The sequence below is a fragment of the Streptococcus chenjunshii genome, assembly GCF_003086355.1.
Classification (GTDB): Bacteria; Bacillota; Bacilli; order Lactobacillales; family Streptococcaceae; genus Streptococcus; species Streptococcus chenjunshii.
In genome coordinates, this window is record NZ_CP031733.1 from 2,182,491 (window position 1) to 2,203,719 (window position 21,229).

A 21,229-nucleotide genomic window follows, 5' to 3' on the forward strand; every position below is an offset into this window, starting at 1 on the left:
CACCCACTACAGTTGACAATGAGCCCTTTTTACATGATTTCATAACAAGATACAAAGGCCGTGAAAAAATCCGTATGAAAAGGCGGTAAGTCCGAAATCTTTGATTTCGCAGACGCACCCCTGTCAAGACGACTAGAAGGGTGCGGTCGGCTGTTAAGACGACAAAGCCTTCAGACGTCTACGGCTGGCGGTAAGTCCGAAATCTTTGATTTCACAGGCAGCACTTCTGCCAAGACGACTAGGGAGGGGCAGAACCCCAAACTATAAGGTCCCCAGTCAGCTTGGCAAGCTGCTTGGATTCTAAGATTGTCCGTTAGCTAGCTTGTAATAAGGCAAGAGGACTTTAAAACCTCGGTTTAGATTTTCAATCAATTCAGTTAAGGTTTGATTCTCCTTGATGGGAAAATCATATTTGACTAAAACTTTCCGAACCTCGCCTTGTTTTACTTGCTTTTTCAGCTGCTGACGGTTTTCTTCTGTCCCAGTTAAACGGTAGCTCTTCCCCTTCTCCTGCACCAGATAATAAAGCGGTGCATCAATAGGAAGCTCTAGAACCTGATGCTGCTTAGCCAATGTCCGCTCCGATTTTTGCCGTTCAATAAAGCTGACCTCTGCAGATATTCCAAAATCATTCTTTTGACCGTACAGACGAATAGCAAAACCGACATCATCCGATTTATCTTCAGGAGCTTTATAGTAGCACCAAAAATGAGGGCGGGCAATTTGGGCTTGATTAGCCCAATTGCTCACCCTGCCCATTTCCCAAGGACTGATTTTTAGAGCCAGAGCTTTAGCGATTTCAGTGAAACTGGCTCTAGCTGCTTGTCCAGCTTGTTTTAGGGACAGCATATCATCAGCCAAGGGACCGGCTTTTTCCGGCTTAATGTATCTGACTCCTCGAAAAGCAAGATAGTGATTTATTTCCTGATACATCTTTTCCCTCACAGCCTTTGTTATAAAATCTTTCGTGAAAACACTTGAGAGAACAGCTGGTATGAAGACAGCCGTGCTATTAAAGGCAAGCTGGCTTTTCAGTATTTTCTAAAACGCCGATACCGCTTTTCAAGCAAGTCTTCAAGAGGAAGCTGGCTAAGTTTTTCTATCTCTGCTATCAAGCTGGTTTTGATGCGTTCAATGATTTCGCTGGAAAAGTAGCCGTGTTCGGGAATGATTTGGTCAATTACTCCCATATTAAGTAATTCTCCTGCGGTAATTTTCATCAATTCAGCTGCTTCTGTAGCCCGGCTGCCATCCTTCCAGAGAATTGAGGCAAAACCTTCCGGACTGAGGACTGCGTAAATCGTATGTTCCAGCATCCAGACCTGATCAGCTACAGCAAGTGCTAAGGCACCGCCGGAACCGCCTTCGCCGATAATAATGGCAATGATGGGAACCCGCAAATCACTCATCTCAAGAAGATTTTTGGCGATAGCTTCGCCTTGGCCCCGTTCCTCAGCACCAATCCCAGGATAAGCACCGGCTGTATTAATAAAAGTAATAACAGGACGGCCGAATTTTTCAGCCTGCTTCATCAGCCTCAGTGCCTTACGATAGCCTTCAGGATTAGGCTGACCAAAATTACGCTTCAAATTGTCCTGCAAATTTTTCCCTTTTTGAATGCCGATAACCGTAACCGGACGGCCGTCCAAACGGGCAAGGCCGCCGACAACAGCGCCATCATCTGCAAAGTGACGATCACCATGCAATTCCATGAAATCATCAAAAATGAGTTCTGCATAATCAAGAGCCGTCAGCCGTCCTTGATTCCGCGCTTCTTTTAAAATTCTAGCGACATCGCTCATTTGCTGCTACCTCCGTGGAATTCAAGTAATCTGGCGATTGTATCCGGCATTTCCGTTCGTTTAACAATAGCATCAATAAAACCATGATCCAGCAGAAATTCTGCCTTTTGAAAATCATCCGGCAGACTTTCCCGAACAGTAGTCTCGATGACACGCCGACCAGCAAACCCCACGAGTGCCTGCGGTTCTGCTAAAATAATATCACCTTCCATAGCAAAACTTGCAGTTACGCCCCCGGTCGTCGGATCCGTAAGAACAGTCAGATAAAATAGGCCAGCATTTGCGTGGCGCTTAACCGCCGCCGAAATCTTAGCCATCTGCATAAGACTCATAATGCCTTCCTGCATGCGGGCACCGCCGGAAGCTGTAAAAATCACAACTGGCAGTTTTTCTTTAAGAGCCAGTTCAAACAGCTGTGTGATTTTTTCTCCGACAACAGTCCCCATACTTGCCATAATAAAATTTGAGTCCATAACAGCAAGCGCCGTAAGCTGACCTTTGATTAAAGCCTTACCTGTTATGACAGCCTCATCTAAACCCGTCTTTTTTCTGGCTTGAGCTAATTTCTCTTCATAGTCAGGAAATTTCAACGGATTCTTTGTCTCCATTCCGGCAAATAACTCTTCAAAAGACCCGTCATCGACAGTGATAGCCAAGCGTTCCTGAGCTGAAATACGGAAATTATAAGAACAAGACGGGCAAATCTTAGCTGGCCCCAGATCTTTCTGATAAATCATATGCTTACATGCTGGACATTTAGCAAATAACTCATCAGGAACTTCCGGAGCTTCCCGCTGCGCTTCTCTTTTCACGGAATGATTAGGGTTTATTCTAATATATTTATCTTTTTTACTAAATAAAGCCATGAAACCTCCCTCCTATCAATCCTTCTTATGATAATTCGGCAGGAATGATTCCATCAGGAAAGACGTATCATAATCACCGGCAATAACATGGCTGTCAGAGATTAAATCCATTTGAAAGCTGGTATTCGTTATAACACCTTCAATCTCTAACTCATACAAAGCCCGCTGCATTTTCATAAGCGCATCAAAGCGGTTTTCCCCGTGGACAATGATTTTAGCAATCATACTGTCATAGTAAGGAGGAATAGTGTAACCGGGATAAACAGCAGAATCAACACGTAAACCAACTCCTCCGCCCGGCAGGTAGAGGTCTGTAATTTTTCCGGGACTCGGCGCAAAATTGAAATCAGGATTTTCAGCATTAATTCGGCATTCAATGGCGTGCCCCTTAATGGTAATATCAGTCTGTGTAAAAGATAAAGCCTGACCGGCAGCTATCTTAATCTGTTCTTTGATGATATCAATTCCTGTCACAAATTCTGTCACTGGATGCTCAACCTGCACACGGGTATTCATCTCCATAAAATAGAACTGTCCCGATTTTTCATCCAAGAGGAATTCAATCGTCCCTGCACTTTCATAAGCAACAGCCTGAGCAGCACGTACAGCAGCAGCACCCATTTTCCCTCGAAGTGTAGGGCCGATGGCAACTGAAGGGCTCTCTTCAAGCACTTTTTGATTATTACGCTGCAAGGAACAGTCTCTCTCTCCTAAATGGACGATATGGCCAAAACTGTCTCCCAAAATCTGGACCTCAATATGCCGAGCCGGATAGATAACCTTTTCGATGTACATGGCACCATTCCCAAAAGCGGCTAAAGCCTCCTGGGAAGCAGATTCAAAAGCAGGAGCCAGATCGCTTTTCTTATCAACTTTGCGAATGCCCTTGCCGCCGCCGCCTGCAGAGGCCTTTAGCATGACGGGGTAACCGACCGTCTCAGCTATTTCAAGGGCTTCTTCGACAGTAAAGACTTCCCCGGGAGAACCCGGAATAACAGGAACGTCAGCTTTAATCATCTCTGCACGCGCATTAATCTTATCCCCCATCTTATCCATGATGGAACCGGCCGGACCGATAAATTTAATATTCATTTCCTCGCACATGGTTGCAAATTTAGCATTTTCGCTCAAAAAGCCAAATCCTGGGTGGATAGCTTCCGCTCCAGAGACAACAGCTGCCGATAAGACTGAATTCATATTCAAGTAAGAATCAGCCGATTTGGCAGGACCTATGCAGATTGCTTCATCAGCTAAATTAGTGTGGAGAGCCTCTTTATCAGCCTCTGAATAGACAGCAACTGTTGTAATTCCAAGCTCACGCGCTGCTCGAATAATGCGCACCGCAATTTCACCGCGATTAGCAATTAAAATTTTTTTAAACATAGTGCTGTACTTCTCCTTTATCAGCTTTTTTATTTTAGCTGCCAATCGCAAAAGTTAAGGTCCCGCTGGCGGCTAACTGTCCGTCTACTTCCACCTTTGCCTCAACAACAGCAATCGTCCCGCGGCGTTTTATGAATTTAGCGGTCATAACCAGCTGATCCCCTGGGACAACTTGCTTTTTAAATTTCACCTTATCCATTCCGGCGTAAAAAACCAATTTGCCTTTATTTTCCTCTTTAGACAGCTCCAGAACCCCGGCAGTCTGTGCTAAAGCTTCCATGATTAAGACTCCCGGCATCACAGGATACTGAGGAAAGTGACCGTCAAAGAAAGGTTCATTGATGGTGACATTTTTTAAAGCAACAATTTCATCCTCTTCTGCTTTGATAACACGATCAACTAAGAGCATAGGATAACGGTGGGGCAATGCTTCACGAATTTTTTGAATATCAATCATTTTATACGTACCAACCCTTCGCCAAATTCAATGACCTTTTCATTAACTGCCAAAATTTCCGTCACGATTCCGTCACGTGGTGCAGGAATTTCATTCATGACTTTCATGGCTTCGATAATCAGCAAGGTCTGTCCCTTTTTAACGGTATCGCCAACAGATATAAAAGGCGGTTTATCTGGCGCAGGAGCCAAATAAGCAACGCCCACAAGCGGACTCTCAACAAGATCCCCTTCAGCTTCTGCAGTTGCAGCAGATGCTGAAGGCTCAGCTGAATCCGCAGAAACTAAAGATGAAGGTGCTGGTGATTCCTTTTCTGAAACCGGTTCAGCAACAGAATTGGCAGGAGCTGCAGGCTCTGGTAAATGAGCAGTGTTTTTACTAAAAGTCAGTTCATCATTTGCACTGCGGTAAGAGAATTCCTTAAGACTTGACTGATCAAACTGAGCCATTAAGTCTTTAATTTCTTCAATATTCAAGATTAGTCCTCCCAACGTTTGAAGGCTGTCACCGCATTATGCCCGCCAAAACCAAAGGTATTGGACAAAGCATATTTAATTTCTGCAGCCTGTCCTTGTCCATAGACAACATTAGCTTCGATGTCAGCTGACAGTTCTTTTGTTCCGGCAGTCATCGGAACAAAACTGTTGCGGATTGCTTCAATTGTAGCAATTGCTTCTACACCGCCTGCTGCACCGAGGAGGTGACCGGTAAACGATTTAGTTGATGATACTGGAACATTTTTCCCGAGAACCGCAACAATAGCCTGACTTTCTCCTTTTTCGTTAGCCTGCGTTGAAGTCCCATGTGCATTGACATAATCAATATCTGCTGCTTCAACCCCTGCTTCCTTCATTGCCAGCTGCATAGCTTTAGCTGCTCCGGAACCGTTTGGATCCGGACTGGTTTGGTGATAAGCATCACAGGTATTTCCATAGCCGACAATTTCCGCTAGGATGGTCGCCCCGCGTTTTTGAGCATGTTCAAGACTTTCAAGAACTAAGACTCCAGCGCCTTCTCCCATAACAAAACCATTGCGGTCTTTATCAAAAGGAATAGAAGCACGGTTAGGATCTTCGGTCGTTGACAGTGCCGTTAAAGCATTGAAACCGCCAATACCGATCTCGTTAATAGTACATTCAGCCCCGCCAGCAAGAACAACATCCTGAAAACCAAATTTGATTTCCCGGAAAGCTTCACCGATAGCATCATTAGCTGACGCACAAGCTGTTGTAATAGATTTACATACCCCTTTAGCGCCAATACGAAGAGCAATATTGCCGGCTGCCATATTAGACAATGCTTTAGGAACAAACATTGGCTGGATACGCTTAATGCCTTTTTGGTGCATCCGGATAATCTGTTCCTGCATCTCCTGCAGACCACCAATACCGCTGGAGACAATTACACCCGTACGGTCGCGATCCACTGCTTCCATATCTAAATCAGCATTTGCCAATGCTTCCAAGGTAGCATAAATCGCATAAATCGAATACATGTCCATCCGGTTTTTATCCTTGCGAACAAAATATTTATCAAAAGGAAAATCCTTAATCTCACCGGCATTATGAACTGGAATTTCCGATGTGTCAAATTTGGTGATCGGACCAATCCCAATTTTCCCTTTTTCCAAACTGTTCCAAAATTCTTCTGGTGTATTACCTATTGGCGATGTCACCCCATAACCTGTAACTACAACTCTGTTGAATGTCATAATGTTAAACCCTTCTTTGTTTATTATATTGAGGAAAAACTAGAGATCTTTAGTTTCTCCAAAAACAGCAACTATTACTAGGCATAAGAACTGACCAGCAATATTGATATGATTTTTTCACAATAGTTTAGCGAAAACAAGCTGTATAAAAACCAGCAAAAATGTAAATTTATCCCAAAAATATCAGTACCTACATCGTCATCCCGCCGTCAATGGCAATAACCTGACCTGTAAGATATTCTTGCTGTGCTAAAAAAGCGGCGACTTCAGCGACTTCTTCGGCCTTGCCGATCCGTTTCATCGGTATCTGTGCCAGCATGCTTTCTTTCATCTTATCAGGAATGGCATCTGTCATATCTGATTCAATAAAACCGGGAGCAATGGCATTAATTCTCACCCCACGGGCAGCAACTTCACGTGCAACTGACTTTGTCAGACCAAGAAGTCCCGCCTTAGAGGCTGCATAATTAGCCTGACCGACATTTCCAGTCAAGCCGACAACACTGGACATATTAATAATAGCACCTTGACGGGCCTTTGTCATCGGTTTTAAGACTGACTGTGTCATATTAAAAGCCCCAGTGAGATTGATTTTTAAAACACTTTCAAAATCAGCTTCTGTCATTTTTAACATCAGTTTGTCATTAGTAACCCCAGCATTATTAACCAAGATATCAATATTCCCCAGTTTTTCCTGCGCTTCTTTCACCATCCGCTGAGCATCCGCATAATCCGAAACGTCACCCGAGACAGCAATCACTTTTACACCGTAAGGAGCAAATTCTGCCAAGAATTCTTCCGAAATAGCAGAACGTCCGTTCAAAACAATATTAGCACCCAAAGCGGCAAATTTATGTGCAATGGCTAAACCGATACCCCGTGTTGACCCTGTAATAAAAGCATTTTTATTTTGAATTTCCATGATATCCCCTCTATGACTTTTCATTAACTAATGCTTGAAGACTTTCAAGGTCTTCAACATGTGCAACAGATACGTTTTTATCAATTTTCTTAACAAAACCGCTTAGAACTTTACCCGGACCAACTTCAACAAACGCTTCAACTCCTGCATTTTTCATTGTGGCAACTGAATCATAAAAGCGTACTGGCTCCATCACTTGACGGGCTAAGAGTGCTTTTATATTTTCTGTTTCCATAACTTTGGCCTCTGTGTTGCCAACTAAAGGAATCTGCAAAGGTTTAACAGTTACTTTTTCCAGTTCAGCCGCCAGCTGTTCACTGGCAGATTTCAGAAGAGCTGTATGGAAAGGACCGGAAACCTTAAGCGGAATCAGCCGTTTAACCCCAGCTGCTTTGAAAAGCTCTACAGCATAGTCCACTGCAGCGGTCTCACCGCCGATAACAATCTGCCCCGGAGTATTGTAGTTAGCCGGACTGACAATTCCTTTAACTGACGCCTTTTGGCAGATTTCTTCAATAACAGAGGGCTCTGTATTCATAACAGCCACCATTTTGCCTGTCCCTGCAGGCGCAGCAGTCTCCATAAATTGACCGCGTTTAGCCACTAAATCCACAGCCTCTTCAAAACTCAGTGCCCCTGCAGCAACTAAGGCAGAGTATTCACCTAAAGATAGGCCAGCTACCATATCTGCAGCAAACCCCTTTTCCTGCAGCACTCTGTAAATAGCTACAGAAGTTGTCAGGATGGCTGGTTGAGTATAACGCGTTTGGTTAAGTTTTTCCTCATCATGATTAATCAGTTCGCGAAGATCATATCCCAAAATACGGCTGGCAGTTGAAAAAGTTTCTTTAACGATGGGATACGCTTCATATAAATCAGCTGCCATACCGACTTTCTGTGCCCCTTGACCGGCAAATAAGAATGCTGTTTTTGTCATTTTTTAATTCTCCACATCGGCCCAACGTGCCGCTTCTGCTTTAATGATTTCAGCTGCTCCGTAATACAAATCTTCTAAAATTTCTTTACAGCTTTCTTCCTTGCTGACAAAGCCGGCAATTTGACCAGCCATTACAGAACCATTATCAACATCGCCATCTACAACTGCATTGCGCAGTGCACCCGCACCGAGCTCTTCAATTTCCTGCTCATCTTTGATACCGCGCAGATAGTCTTTTTCAGCGTTGGCATAGGCCGTTGACAGTCTGTTTTTAATTGCCCGCACCGGATGGCCAACTACTTGGGCAGAAATAACAGTATCAATGTCCTTAGCCTTAAGAATCTTGTTTTTGAAGTTTTGATGGGCATTAGATTCTTTAGCTACCGCAAACCGAGTTCCGACCTGAACAGCATCAGCCCCAAGCATAAAGACTGCCGCAGCTCCGCGCCCGTCAGCAACACCGCCGGCACCGATAACCGGGATATCAACAGCAGCAGCCACCTGACGGACTAATGTCATGGTGGTCAATTTTCCGATATGACCGCCGGCTTCCATCCCTTCAGCAATAATGGCATCAGCCCCAAGCTTTTCCATCCGCTTAGCCAATGCAACGCTTGGGACAACCGGAATAACAGTAATTCCTGCTTCATGGAAACGCTCCATATACTTCCCAGGGTTACCGGCTCCTGTTGTCACCACTTTTACCCCTTCTTCTATAACAAGGTCAATAATGTCATCAACAAATGGTGACAAGAGCATAATATTTACACCAAAAGGCTTATCAGTAATTGATTTTACTTTATCAATATTAGCTTTTACGACTTCTTTCGGCGCATTCCCGCCGCCGATGATACCAAGGCCGCCAGCATTTGATACTGCCCCAGCTAAATCACCATCGGCAACCCAGGCCATACCTCCTTGAAAGATAGGATATTTAATATTTAATAATTCTGTAATTTTCGTTTTCATTTACTCAACCTTCTAAGTGTAGCTTTTAATAATTTGACAATCAAACTATCAAAATAAGAAGAGAGAATATTCGGCTACGAATACTCTCAAATCTTCCTATTATTTTGTTTTCTCTTCAACGTAAGCAACCAAGTCACCTACAGTGTTCAGACCATCTTCAGTTTCAATTTGAATATCGAATTCATCTTCAATTTCTGAAATGACTTGAAAAACATCAAGTGAATCAGCATCAAGCTCATCGAAAGTTGTTTCTGCTTTCACTTCTTCAGCTTCTTTGCCGAGTTCTTCTACGATAATTTCTTGTACTTTTTCAAATACTGCCATGTTTATTTCTCCTTAAAATAAATATTTTTTTATAATGTGCTGATGCACAAGATATAACTAGATTTTAACAATTAGTGAGCCCCATGTCAAACCCCCGCCGAAACCAGCCAGCAAAATTGTCTGAGAACCATCTAATTTGATAAGGTTATTTTGAACACATTCAGATAATAGAATAGGAATGCTCGCCGCACTGGTATTCCCGTATTCCATCATATTGGCTGGGAATTTTTGGCGATCAATCCCCATTTTCTTTGCCATCTTATCTAAGATTCGGCTGTTAGCCTGATGCAAAAGAAAATAATCGACTGATTCAGCAGGCAAACCAGATTCAGCAAGCAGGTGAATGATACTTTGTGTAACATCTCTGATTGCAAAATCAAAAATAGCCCGCCCGTCCATCTTCAGAAACTTATCATCTTCACCTTTTTCAGAAAAAGGTGAGTCAAGGGCTGCCACCCCCGAAGATAAACTTTCACCGCGGCTGCCGTCAGAATGCAGCGATTCTGCAAGAAAGTGCTGCTCTTTGCTTTTTTCCAGAAGAACGCCGCCGGCACCGTCACCAAACAGTACAGCTGTCCTTCGGTCAGACCAGTCAAGGGTTTTAGACAGTGTTTCTGCCCCAATAACAAGGCCTTTGCGGTAAGAGCCACCCTCCAGCAGTTTTTGAGCAGCAGAGAGAGCAAAAACAAAGCCGCTGCAAGCCGCTGTCACATCAAAAGCAAAAGCTTTTACAGCCCCAATATTAGCTTGGACACGAGCCGCTGTAGAGGGCATTAAAGAATCCGGCGTAATGGTAGCTATGATAATAAAATCTAACTCTGAGGCATCTGTACCTGACCGCTGTAAAAGTTCCTCAGCAACATGCGTGGCCAGTTCACTGGTTGTCTCAGTTTGACTGATATGACGCCGGCGGATTCCTGTACGAGAGGCAATCCACTCATCGCTAGTATCCATAATTTTTGCGAGGTCATCATTACTGATGACCTGCTGCGGAGCATAGTGAGCCACTTGTGTGATTTTTGCAAATGTCATTACACCAACTCCTCCAGAAACTTATGAAGATTGCTTAGCCCTCGAGTCAAGACTTTTATCTCATCGCTGTCTAAACCTTCTACTATATGTGTAACCATAGATTTGTGAAATCTGCTGTGCAGCCGATTAAGCAGCCGGCCTTTTTTCGTCAGACGCAAATGGACAACACGCCTGTCTGCTGTTGAACGCATTCTTTCAATATAACCTTTTGTCTCTAATTTATTTAAACTGGTTGTAACAGTCCCGAGAGTTAACATCAATTCACGAGCAATATCACTTGGTGTCACATCACGTTGTTTGCCGATAATTTCAATTGTGTGCATTTCTTTTAAAGAAACGTCTTTAAACCGGCTGGTTTTTAGGCTAATTTCTTCAATGACCTGAACTCTATTGAAAATATCAACAAGATACTCGTTTATTTTGTCATATTCCAAGACCTTACCCCCTTACCATAAACTTTGACAATCAAAGTATATCAAAACTTAAAACAATTTTCAATGTTTTTCTGAAAATAAATGAGTATTTGCTTACTTCCCTGTAAACTTTGGCCGCCTTTTTTCGCCGTAAGCCCGAACTCCTTCTTTAAAGTCTTCTTTAAAAGCCAGTTCTTCCTGAAGTTTTAGTTCGGTTTCAGCATAATCATCCCAGCCAGCAAACGAAGAAGCCCAAACCATCTCTTTAATAGCACGGTAAGAATTAATAGAACCGCGCAATAGACGTTTAACAAGCTGCTTGGTCGTCCGTTCAAGCTTTTCACTTTCACACAGCCGGTAAACAATGCCGTAATCAAGTGCTTTTTCTGCTGTTAGGCCCTCCCCTGTCATAGCCAGCTGAGTGGCACGCGTTATACCGATAGCCCTGCTCATCAAAAACAAGCCGCCGGCATCAGGTGCCAGACCAACATTAACAAAAGCCTGAATAAATTTTGTCTGAGGTGTAGCTATAACGAAATCAGCCGCTACTGCCATATTAGCCGCTGCTCCTGCAACTGCGCCGTCAATACTCATAATGACCGGTTTGGGCAATCGTTTAATGGCAAAAGAAATCTTATTGACTAATTCAGCAATCAAAACAAGAGACTGGACATCATCAGCCTCTACTGCCCGCTGCATCTCCACCAAATCGCCGCCAACAGAAAAAACTTTGCCGTTAGCGTTAATAATCAGGATTTTAACCTGTTCATCTGCTTCTGCCTCTGCTAATGCAGCCAAAATTTCCTGACAGACTGGGATATTAAAACCATTTGAAACATCCGGTCGATTAAACGTTAATGTCGCAACCTCATCACTGACACTGTAAAGAATTCCATTATAGGACATGTTTTTCCTCCAAAATAGACTAAAAAGTTTGACAGTCAAATTATTTTTGAAATTGCTTTTATTTTACACAAAAAAAAGCCTGAACGCAAGATAAAAAGCAATTATTTTCTTGACAAAAGCAGAGGCTTCCGCCTAATAACACTGATTTATCAAACTTTCCGATGATAACAAAAATGAATTTAGCAACACAAGATGTTACAAAGCCTCATTATAAACAGAAAGCAGACTGGAACACTTCAAAACAAATACAGTTTACAGCCATATGATCCTGTTTTCCCCCAACTTTTGCAAATATGAAAAGAAAGCAGGCCGATTTTCCGAAAACTGCTGACACCCGCCCTAAATTCTGCTATAATTTACTTAAAAATGACAGTTAATGGAGAAATTATGAAAGTCGTTAAATTTGGTGGAAGTTCATTAGCTTCTGCAGAACAACTGAGAAAAGTTTTTGACATTATAAAATCCGATAAGGATCGCCGCTTTGTTATTGTGTCTGCTCCGGGAAAACGCGATGCTGATGACAGTAAAGTAACGGATGCTTTGATTAGGTATTACCGGGCGTATACGAGCGATCAGGATGTTACAGAAAAACAAAACTGGATTATCCAGCGCTACAAAGCAATTGTTGATGATTTAAATTTAGACTATTCAATTTTAGAAAAAATTTCAGAATCTATCACAAAGCTGGCAACCTTGCCTATCGAGGGCAATGATTTTCTTTATGATACCTTCTTAGCAGCAGGTGAAGACAATAATGCTAAACTCATTGCCGCATTTTTCCGTAAAAACGGTCTGTCAGCCCGTTATCTCCATCCCAGAGAAGCTGGTATTGTTGTCTCAAGTGAACCAGGCAATGCGCGAATCCTGCCTTCCAGCTATGATAAATTGGAAGAATTAAGAGATGAAGATGATATCTTGGTTATCCCTGGATTTTTCGGTGTAACGGTCAATAACCAAATCTGTACTTTTTCACGCGGAGGTTCTGATATCACAGGCTCAATTTTAGCAGCCGGTGTTAAAGCTGATCTTTATGAAAACTTTACTGATGTGGACGGCATCTTTGCCGCTCACCCTGGAGTCGTCAGAAAACCGGACTCCATTAAAGAACTGACTTACAAGGAAATGAGGGAACTTGCTTATGCCGGATTTACAGTCCTTCACGATGAAGCGCTAATTCCAGCTTACCGCGGAAAAATTCCTTTAGTCATTAAGAATACAAACAACCCGCAGCACCCCGGAACTAAGATTGTCACAAAACGCCGCAGCAACGGCATGCCGGTTGTTGGAATTGCCGGAGATGACAACTTTGTCAGCATCAACATTTCAAAATACTTAATGAACCGCGAAGTCGGTTTTGGGCGCAAAGTCATGCAAATTTTGGAAGAACTCAACATTCGTTGGGAACACATCCCTACAGGAATTGACGACATGTCCATTGTTCTGCGTACGCGTGAACTGACACCAATCAAAGAGGAAGAAATTGTATCGCAGCTCACACGCAAACTGGAAGTTGACCATGTTGATATTGAGCGCGATCTTTCCATCATTATGCTTGTCGGTGAAAATATGAAAAGCCATGTCGGTGTTGCTGCAACTGCGACAAAAGCACTGTCAGACAAGGGCATCAATATAGAGATGATTTCTCAGGGCTCCAGCGAAGTCTCTGTCATGTTTGTTATCAAAACCGAAAATGAAAAGAAAGCCGTGCGGGCACTCTACCAAGCCTTTTTCCCGCACGAAAACAGCTAACCACTTTCTTATTTATATTAAAAAAACCGATAAAATCTAAATGATTCTATCGGTTTTTAATGGCTCTATAATATCTGTAGTGGGTAACTCCACACTGGAGATTATGGAGCTTTTTGACTGTAGAAAAAAAGTCCCATATGACTTATAATGAAAAGCGTTCAAACAACTCATTAGAAAGGCTCATATGGAACATCTTAAGCATACCACAGAATTAATCGGAATGAAAGACCCAAATATCATCATAGGGAGTGCTGTTAAATACGATAGTCATATTGTCATCAACGCTATGCTGGATTATCCACCAAAACAGTGTCCTCTCTGTAATCACCACATGATTAAATATGATTTCCAAAAGCCATCTACCATTCCAATCTTAGATATCCAAGACATGCCAACCCTCCTTAAACTCAAAAAAAGACGCTTCCAATGCAAGTCCTGCCGTAAAGTCAGAGTCGCTCAAACAAGTTTGGTTAAGAAGAATCACCAAATCTCACATCCTGTCTGCCAGAAAATCACCCAACTTCATACCGAAAAACGGACCAATACAGACATCGCTAAAGCCCTTCATATCTCCGTTTCTGCCGTCCAACGACAGTTAGAACTATTGACCTTCAAAGAGGACTTTTCAAGACTTCCTGAGGTCTTATCCTGGGATGAATTCTCTTATCAAAAAGGAAAACTCGCTTTTATCGCTCAAGATTTTCAAACCAAAAAGATTATGGCCATTTTAGACAACAACCGGCAAACAACTATCAAGAACCACTTTTTGAAGTACTCTCGAAAGGGTCGTGAGCAGGTTAAGGTCGTGACCGCAGACATATCTGGAAGCTATATCCCCCTAATCAAAAGATTATTTCCAAACGCCAAGATTGTGTTGGACCGTTTCCACATTGTGCAGCACCTAGGACGTGCTATGTTGGCTACCAGAATTGCCATCATGAAAACCTTTGATAAAGGCTCATTACCTTATCGTGCCTTAAAAAATCACTGGCGACTCTTCCAAAAAGAGAGTCGGAAGCTCTCTGACAAACCCTTCTATTCACGAACTTTCAGACAGACTTTAACACCTCGTGAAATCATTGAGAAAACATTAAATCTCTCAGACGAACTTCGCTATTACTATGATCTTTATCAGCTGCTCTTATTCCATTTTCAGCAAAAGAATTCCAAGTACTTTTTCGAACTGATCGAAGAACACATGGGCACGGTCAACTCAGTGCTTCAAACGACCTTTAAGACCTTCAAGAAATACAAAAAAGAGATTATCAACGCCCTTGAATTCCCCTACTCCAACGCCAAACTCGAAGCTACCAATAAGATTATCAAAGACATTAAGCGAAATGCCTTTGGTTTTAGGAACTTCAAAAACTTTAAAACTAAAATTCTAATCGCTTTGAACATTCAAAAAGAGAGAACCTCTCTGATTCTCTCTCGTGCTTAGCTATAAGTCACCCACTACAGTTGACAGTGAGCCTTTTTAATGATAAATTCAAACAGCCAGCTGAGCTACACCGCCATGCGCATCGGGAAGACAGGATTCGAACCTGCGGCCCCTTGGTCCCAAACCAAGTGCTCTACCAAGCTGAGCTACTTCCCGCTCTATGCACCCTGCAGGATTCGAACCTGCAACCGCCTGATTCGTAGTCAGGTACTCTATCCAGTTGAGCCAAGGGTGCTGATTACCTTTTAATGCCGAGGACCGGAATCGAACCGGTACGATGTGAAACCATCGCAGGATTTTAAGTCCTGTGCGTCTGCCAGTTCCGCCACCCCGGCGCTAAAAGCGAACGACGGGATTCGAACCCGCGACCCCCACCTTGGCAAGGTGATGTTCTACCACTGAACTACGTTCGCTATGCCGGCTACATGACTTGAACACGCGACCCTCTGATTACAAATCAGATGCTCTACCAACTGAGCTAAGCCGGCCTTTCCTCTATGCGGGTGAAGGGACTTGAACCCCCACGCTTCCTTAAGCGCCAGATCCTAAATCTGGTGCGTCTGCCAATTCCGCCACACCCGCCTCTTCTCCCCTCATGACCCGTACTGGGCTCGAACCAGTGACCCTCTGATTAAAAGTCAGATGCTCTACCAACTGAGCTAACGAGTCCTCTACTGCCTAACGGTCCCGACGGGAATTGAACCCGCGATCTTCGCCGTGACAGGGCGACGTGATAACCGCTACACCACGGGACCAGGTAACTCTTGTACAATCAAATAAATAGTACTCAGGCTAAAAGCATGCGCCTTTCTTAACGCCCTTAGTTACTTTTTATGGGAGTTAACGGGATCGAACCGCTGACCCTCTGCTTGTAAGGCAGATGCTCTCCCAGCTGAGCTAAACTCCCCCTTGCTAAGCGACTTCCTTATCTCGCAGGGGGCATCCCCCAACTACTTCCGGCGTTCTAGGGCTTAACTGCTGTGGTCGGCATGGGTACAGGTGTATCCCCTAGGCTAGCGTCACTTAACTCGATGAATAAACCTCTAGTCTACTCAAAATTGAATACCTCTCCCTCTCCTTACGCCTTGGTTAAGTCCTCGAGCAATTAGTATTAGTCCGCTTAATAGCTCACACTACTTACACTCCTAACCTATCTACCTGTTCTTCTCTCAGGGCTCTTAATAACCTACTGTTATGGGAAATCTCATCTTGAGGCAGGCTTCACACTTAGATGCTTTCAGCGTTTATCCTTCCCCTACTTAGCTACCCAGCTGTGCCCTTGGCAAAACAACTGGTACACCAGCGGTAAGTCCACTCCGGTCCTCTCGTACTAGGAGCAGCCCCTCGCAAATTTCCTACGCCCGCGACGGATAGGGACCGAACTGTCTCACGACGTTCTGAACCCAGCTCGCGTGCCGCTTTAATGGGCGAACAGCCCAACCCTTGGGACCGACTTCAGCCCCAGGATGCGACGAGCCGACATCGAGGTGCCAAACCTCCCCGTCGATGTGAACTCTTGGGGGAGATAAGCCTGTTATCCCCAGGGTAGCTTTTATCCGTTGAGCGATGGCCCTTCCATACGGTGCCACCGGATCACTAAGCCCGACTTTCGTCCCTGCTCGACCTGTATGTCTCGCAGTCAAGCTCCCTTCTGCCTTTACACGCTATGATTGATTTCCATCCAATCTGAGGGAACCTTTGGGCGCCTCCGTTACCTTTTAGGAGGCGACCGCCCCAGTCAAACTGCCCGTCAGACACTGTCTCCGTAAGGGATAACCTACCGGGTTAGAGCAGCCGTAACACAAGGGTAGTATCCCAACAACGCCTCCAGAGAAACTGGCGTCCCTCCTTCTTTGGCTCCTACCTATCCTGTACATGTCTTACAGATACTCAATATCAAACTGCAGTAAAGCTCCATGGGGTCTTTCCGTCCTGTCGCGGGTAACCTGCATCTTCACAGGTACTAAAATTTCACCGAGTCTCTCGTTGAGACAGCGCCCAAATCATTACGCCTTTCGTGCGGGTCGGAACTTACCCGACAAGGAATTTCGCTACCTTAGGACCGTTATAGTTACGGCCGCCGTTTACTGGGGCTTCAATTCACACCTTCGCTTCCGCTAAGCGCTCCTCTTAACCTTCCAGCACCGGGCAGGCGTCACCCCCTATACATCATCTTGCGATTTCGCAGAGAGCTGTGTTTTTGATAAACAGTTGCTTGGGCCTCTTCACTGCGGCTGACCTTAGTCAGCACCCCTTCTCCCGAAGTTACGGGGTCATTTTGCCGAGTTCCTTAACGAGAGTTCGCTCGCTCACCTGAGGCTACTCGCCTCGACTACCTGTGTCGGTTTGCGGTACGGGTGGTATCTCTCTACGATAGAAGCTTTTCTTGGCAGTGGGACATCACTCACTTCGCTACTATTAACTTCGCTCCCCTTAACAGCTCAGTGTCATTAGTGATAAGCATTTGACTCTTCACTCACCTCACTGCTTGGCCGGACTCTTCCATTCGTCCGGTTGAGCTAGCCTCCTGCGTCCCTCCTTCTCTCCTGATACCAGTACAGGAATATCAACCTGTTGACCATCGGATACACCTTTCGGTCTCTCCTTAGGACCCGACTAACCCAGGGCGGACGAACCTTCCCCTGGAAACCTTAGTCTTGCGGTGGACAGGATTCTCACCTGTCTTGCGCTACTCATACCGGCATTCTCACTTCTATGCCCTCCAGTGCTCCTCACGGTACACCTTCGCCGAACATAGAACGCTCTCCTACCATACCTTGCGGTATCCACAGCTTCGGTAAACTATTTCAGCCCCGGTACATTTTCGGCGCAGGGGCACTCGACTAGTGAGCTATTACGCACTCTTTGAATGAATAGCTGCTTCTAAGCTAACATCCTAGTTGTCTCTGCACCCCCACATCCTTTTCCACTTAATAGTTATTTGGGGACCTTAGCTGGTGGTCTGGGCTGTTTCCCTTTCGACTACGGATCTTAGCACTCGCAGTCTGACTGCCGGGCGGAAGTCTATGGCATTCGGAGTTTATCTGAGTTTGGTAATCCGGGAAGGACCCCTTACCCAAACAGTGCTCTACCTCCATGACTCCTTCACACCGACGCTAGCCCTAAAGCTATTTCGGAGAGAACCAGCTATCTCCAAGTTCGTTTGGAATTTCTCCGCTACCCACAAGTCATCCAAGCACTTTTCAACGTGCCCTGGTGCGGGCCTCCAGTGCGCTTTACCGCACCTTCACCCTGCTCATGGGTAGGTCACTTGGTTTCGGGTCTACATCTAGATACTCATCCGCCCTCTTCAGACTCGGTTTCCCTGCGGCTCCGCCTCTTCAGCTTAACCTCGCATCTAAACATAACTCGCCGGTTCATTCTACAAAAGGCACGCTCTCACCCATTAACGGGCTCGAACTTCTTGTAAGCACACGGTTTCAGGGGCTATTTCACTCCCCTTCCGGGGTTCTTTTCACCTTTCCCTCACGGTACTGGTTCACTATCGGTCACTAGGGAGTATTTAGGGTTGGGAGATGGGCCTCCCAGATTCCGTCGGGATTCCTCGTGTCCCGACGTACTCAGGATACTGCCGGTTATATATAACTATTTCAAATACGAGGCTCTTACTCTCTCTGGCTTATCTTCCCAGATAATTCTTCTATAGCTCTATGTAACCTGACGGCAGTCCTTCAACCCCGAAGTGTAAACACTCCGGTTTGCCCTCCTGCCCTTTCGCTCGCCGCTACTCAGGCAATCGCTATTGCTTTCTCTTCCTGCAGCTACTGAGATGTTTCAGTTCACCGCGTCTTCCTTCCTCACACGCTATCGTGTGGGATACCAGCCTCTAGCTGGTGGGTTCCCCCATTCGGACATCTCTGGATCCTCGCTTACTTACAGCTCCCCAAAGCATTTCGTTGTTTGTCACGTCCTTCTTCGGCTCCTAGTGCCTAGGCATCCACCGTGCGCCCTTACTAACTTAACCTTATTTTCTCTCTTCGGTCTTCTTTCAGCGTTTCGGTTTCTTTTTATGTTCTATCATGGCAGGCACAGACCTCTCTCTGACCTGCCATCATAAATGTGGTTGAGGTATTCAATTTTCAATGGACTAAAGCATAGAACCATCCCCCCTGCGACTTGCGCATGAGGCGGCATACGTCCTATCTCTTTATCTAGGTTCCCCTAGATAATGGAGCCTAGCGGGATCGAACCGCTGACCTCCTGCGTGCAAAGCAGGCGCTCTCCCAGCTGAGCTAAGGCCCCACATGACCTCTCAAAACTGAATAAAAACCTCTGACGTATCCGTTCTAAAGTCTTGCGACTTCTTTTCCTTAGAAAGGAGGTGATCCAGCCGCACCTTCCGATACGGCTACCTTGTTACGACTTCACCCCAATCATCTATCCCACCTTCGGCGGCTGGCTCCATTAGGTTACCTCACCGACTTCGGGTGTTACAAACTCTCGTGGTGTGACGGGCGGTGTGTACAAGGCCCGGGAACGTATTCACCGCGGCGTGCTGATCCGCGATTACTAGCGATTCCGACTTCATGGAGGCGAGTTGCAGCCTCCAATCCGAACTGAGACTGGCTTTCAGAGATTAGCTTGCCGTCACCGACTCGCAACTCGTTGTACCAGCCATTGTAGCACGTGTGTAGCCCAGGTCATAAGGGGCATGATGATTTGACGTCATCCCCACCTTCCTCCGGTTTATTACCGGCAGTCTGGCTAGAGGGCCCAACTGAATGATGGCAACTAACCATAAGGGTTGCGCTCGTTGCGGGACTTAACCCAACATCTCACGACACGAGCTGACGACAACCATGCACCACCTGTCTCCTCTGTCCCGAAGGAAAAGTCTATCTCTAGACCTAGCAGAGGGATGTCAAGACCTGGTAAGGTTCTTCGCGTTGCTTCGAATTAAACCACATGCTCCACCGCTTGTGCGGGCCCCCGTCAATTCCTTTGAGTTTCAACCTTGCGGTCGTACTCCCCAGGCGGAGTGCTTATTGCGTTGGCTCCGGCACTAAGCCCCGGATAGGGCCTAACACCTAGCACTCAGCGTTTACGGCGTGGACTACCAGGGTATCTAATCCTGTTTGCTCCCCACGCTTTCGAGCCTCAGCGTCAGTAACAGACCAGAGAGCCGCTTTCGCCGCCGGTGTTCCTCCATATATCTACGCATTTCACCGCTACACATGGAATTCCACTCTCCCCTTCTGCACTCAAGTCCTGCAGTTTCAATAGCATACATTGGTTAAGCCAATGCCTTTGACTTCTGACTTACAAAACCGCCTGCGCTCCCTTTACGCCCAATAATTCCGGACAACGCTCGGGACCTACGTATTACCGCGGCTGCTGGCACGTAGTTAGCCGTCCCTTCCTCGTAAGTTACCGTCACTGCCTGAACTTTCCACTCTCAAGCACGTTCTTCACTTACAACAGAGCTTTACGAAACGAATTCCTTCTTCACTCACGCGGCGTTGCTCGGTCAGGGTTCCCCCCATTGCCGAAGATTCCCTACTGCTGCCTCCCGTAGGAGTCTGGGCCGTGTCTCAGTCCCAGTGTGGCCGTTCACCCTCTCAGGCCGGCTATGTATCGTCGCCTTGGTAGGCCTTTACCCTACCAACTAGCTAATACAACGCAGGTCCACCTCTAAGCGGAGCTCTTGCCCCTTTCTTCCCTCAAACAGGCGTCTGAGAAAAATATGCGGTATTAGCTATCGTTTCCAATAGTTATCCCCCTCTTAAAGACAGGTTACCTACGCGTTACTCACCCGTTCGCGACTCCTCTTCCTTGTGAGTGCAAGCACTCGGTAAGAAAGAAGCGTTCCACTTGCATGTATTAGGCACGCCGCCAGCGTTCGTCCTGAGCCAGGATCAAACTCTCATCACTAATATGAGCTTGTTCTTGCTCGTCTTTTCTGTCCGCTGACAGATTCTTTTTTTGACAGGTTAATTCCTTAACCCGCACGTCTTGGTTTTTATTCAGTTTTCAAAGGTCATGTCCTCCTGCGAGACCAACTCCTTTATTCTAGCAAATCCCGACTCGGCTGTCAAGAACCTTTTGGACTTTTTTTCACGCTCATCACATATCAAAAGCCTCTTAAAGAAAGATTGGGCCTACAGAAACCCTTCCCCCTCTGACAGCTTCATTAGTATAGCATCTCTCTGCCCCTGATGTCAACCCTTGAAAACGGTTTTTTGTACTAGCAACGAGGAGCACTGGGAATTGAAAGTTCTAAAATGAAGTTAGCCACTTAGATGCAAAAAAACACCTCTATGTTACACTTGTAGTTGACGAAAACACAAGTAAAGGAC

16 protein-coding genes, 10 tRNA genes and 3 rRNA genes are annotated in these 21,229 nt (G+C 45.4%); 2 read left to right on the forward strand and 27 right to left on the reverse strand.

All coding sequences use genetic code 11. From position 1 onward, the window contains the following. Window positions 1-300: 300 nt before the first annotated feature. The 14 genes from DDV21_RS10520 to DDV21_RS10585 all read right to left on the reverse strand — a co-directional run bounded on the left by DDV21_RS10520 (window position 301) and on the right by DDV21_RS10585 (window position 11,722). Window positions 301-933: a ribonuclease P gene (locus DDV21_RS10520; RefSeq protein ID WP_116879047.1), complete on the reverse strand. Its 633-nt coding sequence runs from the start codon at window positions 931-933 to the stop codon at window positions 301-303. A 98-nt stretch (window positions 934-1,031) separates the two neighbouring features. Then, a complete protein-coding gene (locus tag DDV21_RS10525; protein WP_116879046.1) occupies window positions 1,032-1,802 on the reverse strand; it encodes an acetyl-CoA carboxylase carboxyl transferase subunit alpha in 771 nt (256 codons plus the stop codon). Next, a complete protein-coding gene (gene accD, locus DDV21_RS10530) occupies window positions 1,799-2,668 on the reverse strand; it encodes an acetyl-CoA carboxylase, carboxyltransferase subunit beta (protein ID WP_116879045.1) in 870 nt (289 codons plus the stop codon). The genes DDV21_RS10525 and accD overlap by 4 nt, the downstream gene beginning before the upstream one ends. Before the next feature lie 15 nt (window positions 2,669-2,683). Then, entirely contained in the window at window positions 2,684-4,051 is a 1,368-nt protein-coding gene (gene accC / locus DDV21_RS10535) for an acetyl-CoA carboxylase biotin carboxylase subunit (RefSeq protein WP_116879044.1), read from the reverse strand. A gap of 34 nt (window positions 4,052-4,085) precedes the next feature. Beyond that, window positions 4,086-4,508: a 3-hydroxyacyl-ACP dehydratase FabZ gene (gene fabZ, locus DDV21_RS10540; RefSeq protein ID WP_116879043.1), complete on the reverse strand. Its 423-nt coding sequence runs from the start codon at window positions 4,506-4,508 to the stop codon at window positions 4,086-4,088. Beyond that, window positions 4,505-4,984: an acetyl-CoA carboxylase biotin carboxyl carrier protein gene (accB, locus tag DDV21_RS10545; RefSeq protein WP_116879042.1), complete on the reverse strand. Its 480-nt coding sequence runs from the start codon at window positions 4,982-4,984 to the stop codon at window positions 4,505-4,507. Before accB ends, fabZ begins: the two co-directional genes overlap by 4 nt. A gap of 2 nt (window positions 4,985-4,986) precedes the next feature. Further along, entirely contained in the window at window positions 4,987-6,219 is a 1,233-nt protein-coding gene (fabF, locus tag DDV21_RS10550) for a beta-ketoacyl-ACP synthase II (protein ID WP_116879041.1), read from the reverse strand. 190 nt (window positions 6,220-6,409) lie between these two features. Next, entirely contained in the window at window positions 6,410-7,141 is a 732-nt protein-coding gene (fabG, locus tag DDV21_RS10555) for a 3-oxoacyl-[acyl-carrier-protein] reductase (RefSeq protein ID WP_116879040.1), read from the reverse strand. Window positions 7,142-7,151: 10 nt separating this feature from the next. Continuing rightward, window positions 7,152-8,078, reverse strand: a complete 927-nt coding sequence (fabD, locus tag DDV21_RS10560) for an ACP S-malonyltransferase (protein ID WP_116879039.1) — start codon at window positions 8,076-8,078, stop codon at window positions 7,152-7,154. 3 nt (window positions 8,079-8,081) lie between these two features. Further along, on the reverse strand, window positions 8,082-9,047 hold the full coding sequence (fabK, locus tag DDV21_RS10565) for an enoyl-[acyl-carrier-protein] reductase FabK (protein WP_116879038.1): 966 nt from the start codon (window positions 9,045-9,047) through the stop codon (window positions 8,082-8,084). Window positions 9,048-9,146: 99 nt separating this feature from the next. Continuing rightward, the gene (locus DDV21_RS10570) at window positions 9,147-9,371 is read right to left on the reverse strand and encodes an acyl carrier protein (RefSeq protein ID WP_116879037.1); all 225 of its coding nucleotides are present in this window, start codon (window positions 9,369-9,371) and stop codon (window positions 9,147-9,149) included. 57 nt (window positions 9,372-9,428) lie between these two features. Then, the gene (locus DDV21_RS10575; protein WP_116879036.1) at window positions 9,429-10,403 is read right to left on the reverse strand and encodes a beta-ketoacyl-ACP synthase III; all 975 of its coding nucleotides are present in this window, start codon (window positions 10,401-10,403) and stop codon (window positions 9,429-9,431) included. Beyond that, entirely contained in the window at window positions 10,403-10,837 is a 435-nt protein-coding gene (fabT, locus tag DDV21_RS10580; protein WP_116879035.1) for a fatty acid biosynthesis transcriptional regulator FabT, read from the reverse strand. Before fabT ends, DDV21_RS10575 begins: the two co-directional genes overlap by 1 nt. 93 nt (window positions 10,838-10,930) lie before the next feature. Further along, window positions 10,931-11,722 carry an enoyl-CoA hydratase gene (locus DDV21_RS10585; protein ID WP_116879034.1) on the reverse strand — a complete coding sequence of 264 codons (792 nt, stop codon included), beginning with the start codon at window positions 11,720-11,722 and terminating at the stop codon, window positions 10,931-10,933. 387 nt (window positions 11,723-12,109) lie between these two features. Here DDV21_RS10585 and DDV21_RS10590 point away from each other — a divergent pair, with 387 nt between their 5' ends. Both DDV21_RS10590 and DDV21_RS10595 read left to right on the forward strand, forming a co-directional pair. Then, complete coding sequence (locus DDV21_RS10590; RefSeq protein WP_116879033.1) at window positions 12,110-13,471, forward strand: aspartate kinase; 1,362 nt, start codon at window positions 12,110-12,112, stop codon at window positions 13,469-13,471. Window positions 13,472-13,655: 184 nt separating this feature from the next. Then, window positions 13,656-14,912 (forward strand): ISL3 family transposase, encoded by a 1,257-nt coding sequence (locus DDV21_RS10595; protein WP_117287801.1) that lies wholly within the window; start codon window positions 13,656-13,658, stop codon window positions 14,910-14,912. A gap of 82 nt (window positions 14,913-14,994) precedes the next feature. Here DDV21_RS10595 and DDV21_RS10600 read toward each other — a convergent pair. From DDV21_RS10600 to DDV21_RS10660, 13 genes are all read right to left on the reverse strand, one after another. Continuing rightward, window positions 14,995-15,068 (reverse strand) — tRNA-Pro (locus tag DDV21_RS10600). Between the two features lie 5 nt (window positions 15,069-15,073). After that, window positions 15,074-15,147, reverse strand: a tRNA-Arg gene (locus tag DDV21_RS10605). Between the two features lie 14 nt (window positions 15,148-15,161). After that, window positions 15,162-15,247, reverse strand: a tRNA-Leu gene (locus DDV21_RS10610). Between the two features lie 6 nt (window positions 15,248-15,253). Continuing rightward, window positions 15,254-15,325, reverse strand: a tRNA-Gly gene (locus DDV21_RS10615). Between the two features lie 2 nt (window positions 15,326-15,327). After that, window positions 15,328-15,400: transfer RNA gene (locus DDV21_RS10620), tRNA-Thr, on the reverse strand. Between the two features lie 10 nt (window positions 15,401-15,410). Further along, window positions 15,411-15,494, reverse strand: a tRNA-Leu gene (locus DDV21_RS10625). A gap of 14 nt (window positions 15,495-15,508) precedes the next feature. Continuing rightward, window positions 15,509-15,581: transfer RNA gene (locus DDV21_RS10630), tRNA-Lys, on the reverse strand. Between the two features lie 13 nt (window positions 15,582-15,594). Continuing rightward, window positions 15,595-15,667: transfer RNA gene (locus DDV21_RS10635), tRNA-Asp, on the reverse strand. Between the two features lie 79 nt (window positions 15,668-15,746). Then, a tRNA-Val gene (locus tag DDV21_RS10640) sits at window positions 15,747-15,819 on the reverse strand. A gap of 4 nt (window positions 15,820-15,823) precedes the next feature. Then, a 5S ribosomal RNA gene (gene rrf, locus DDV21_RS10645) occupies window positions 15,824-15,939 on the reverse strand. Between the two features lie 58 nt (window positions 15,940-15,997). Next, window positions 15,998-18,897, reverse strand: a 23S ribosomal RNA gene (locus tag DDV21_RS10650). A 205-nt stretch (window positions 18,898-19,102) separates the two neighbouring features. Next, window positions 19,103-19,175 (reverse strand) — tRNA-Ala (locus DDV21_RS10655). Between the two features lie 72 nt (window positions 19,176-19,247). Next, a 16S ribosomal RNA gene (locus DDV21_RS10660) occupies window positions 19,248-20,804 on the reverse strand. The 16S, 23S and 5S rRNA genes sit together here with 10 tRNA genes alongside, the layout of an rRNA operon. Window positions 20,805-21,229 lie beyond the last annotated feature (425 nt).

What these genes read in the sequence shown, in the direction of transcription:
- accD (WP_116879045.1), bottom strand. Translation starts at nt 2,668, where the DNA reads ATGGCTTTATTTAGTAAAAAAGATAAATATATTAGAATAAACCCTAAT.
- DDV21_RS10595 (WP_117287801.1), top strand. Translation starts at nt 13,656, where the DNA reads ATGGAACATCTTAAGCATACCACAGAATTAATCGGAATGAAAGACCCA.
- accC (WP_116879044.1), bottom strand. Translation starts at nt 4,051, where the DNA reads ATGTTTAAAAAAATTTTAATTGCTAATCGCGGTGAAATTGCGGTGCGC.
- DDV21_RS10525 (WP_116879046.1), bottom strand. Translation starts at nt 1,802, where the DNA reads ATGAGCGATGTCGCTAGAATTTTAAAAGAAGCGCGGAATCAAGGACGG.
- fabG (WP_116879040.1), bottom strand. Translation starts at nt 7,141, where the DNA reads ATGGAAATTCAAAATAAAAATGCTTTTATTACAGGGTCAACACGGGGT.
- fabK (WP_116879038.1), bottom strand. Translation starts at nt 9,047, where the DNA reads ATGAAAACGAAAATTACAGAATTATTAAATATTAAATATCCTATCTTT.
- fabD (WP_116879039.1), bottom strand. Translation starts at nt 8,078, where the DNA reads ATGACAAAAACAGCATTCTTATTTGCCGGTCAAGGGGCACAGAAAGTC.
- DDV21_RS10585 (WP_116879034.1), bottom strand. Translation starts at nt 11,722, where the DNA reads ATGTCCTATAATGGAATTCTTTACAGTGTCAGTGATGAGGTTGCGACA.
- fabF (WP_116879041.1), bottom strand. Translation starts at nt 6,219, where the DNA reads ATGACATTCAACAGAGTTGTAGTTACAGGTTATGGGGTGACATCGCCA.
- DDV21_RS10570 (WP_116879037.1), bottom strand. Translation starts at nt 9,371, where the DNA reads ATGGCAGTATTTGAAAAAGTACAAGAAATTATCGTAGAAGAACTCGGC.
- fabZ (WP_116879043.1), bottom strand. Translation starts at nt 4,508, where the DNA reads ATGATTGATATTCAAAAAATTCGTGAAGCATTGCCCCACCGTTATCCT.
- DDV21_RS10520 (WP_116879047.1), bottom strand. Translation starts at nt 933, where the DNA reads ATGTATCAGGAAATAAATCACTATCTTGCTTTTCGAGGAGTCAGATAC.
- DDV21_RS10590 (WP_116879033.1), top strand. Translation starts at nt 12,110, where the DNA reads ATGAAAGTCGTTAAATTTGGTGGAAGTTCATTAGCTTCTGCAGAACAA.
- DDV21_RS10575 (WP_116879036.1), bottom strand. Translation starts at nt 10,403, where the DNA reads ATGACATTTGCAAAAATCACACAAGTGGCTCACTATGCTCCGCAGCAG.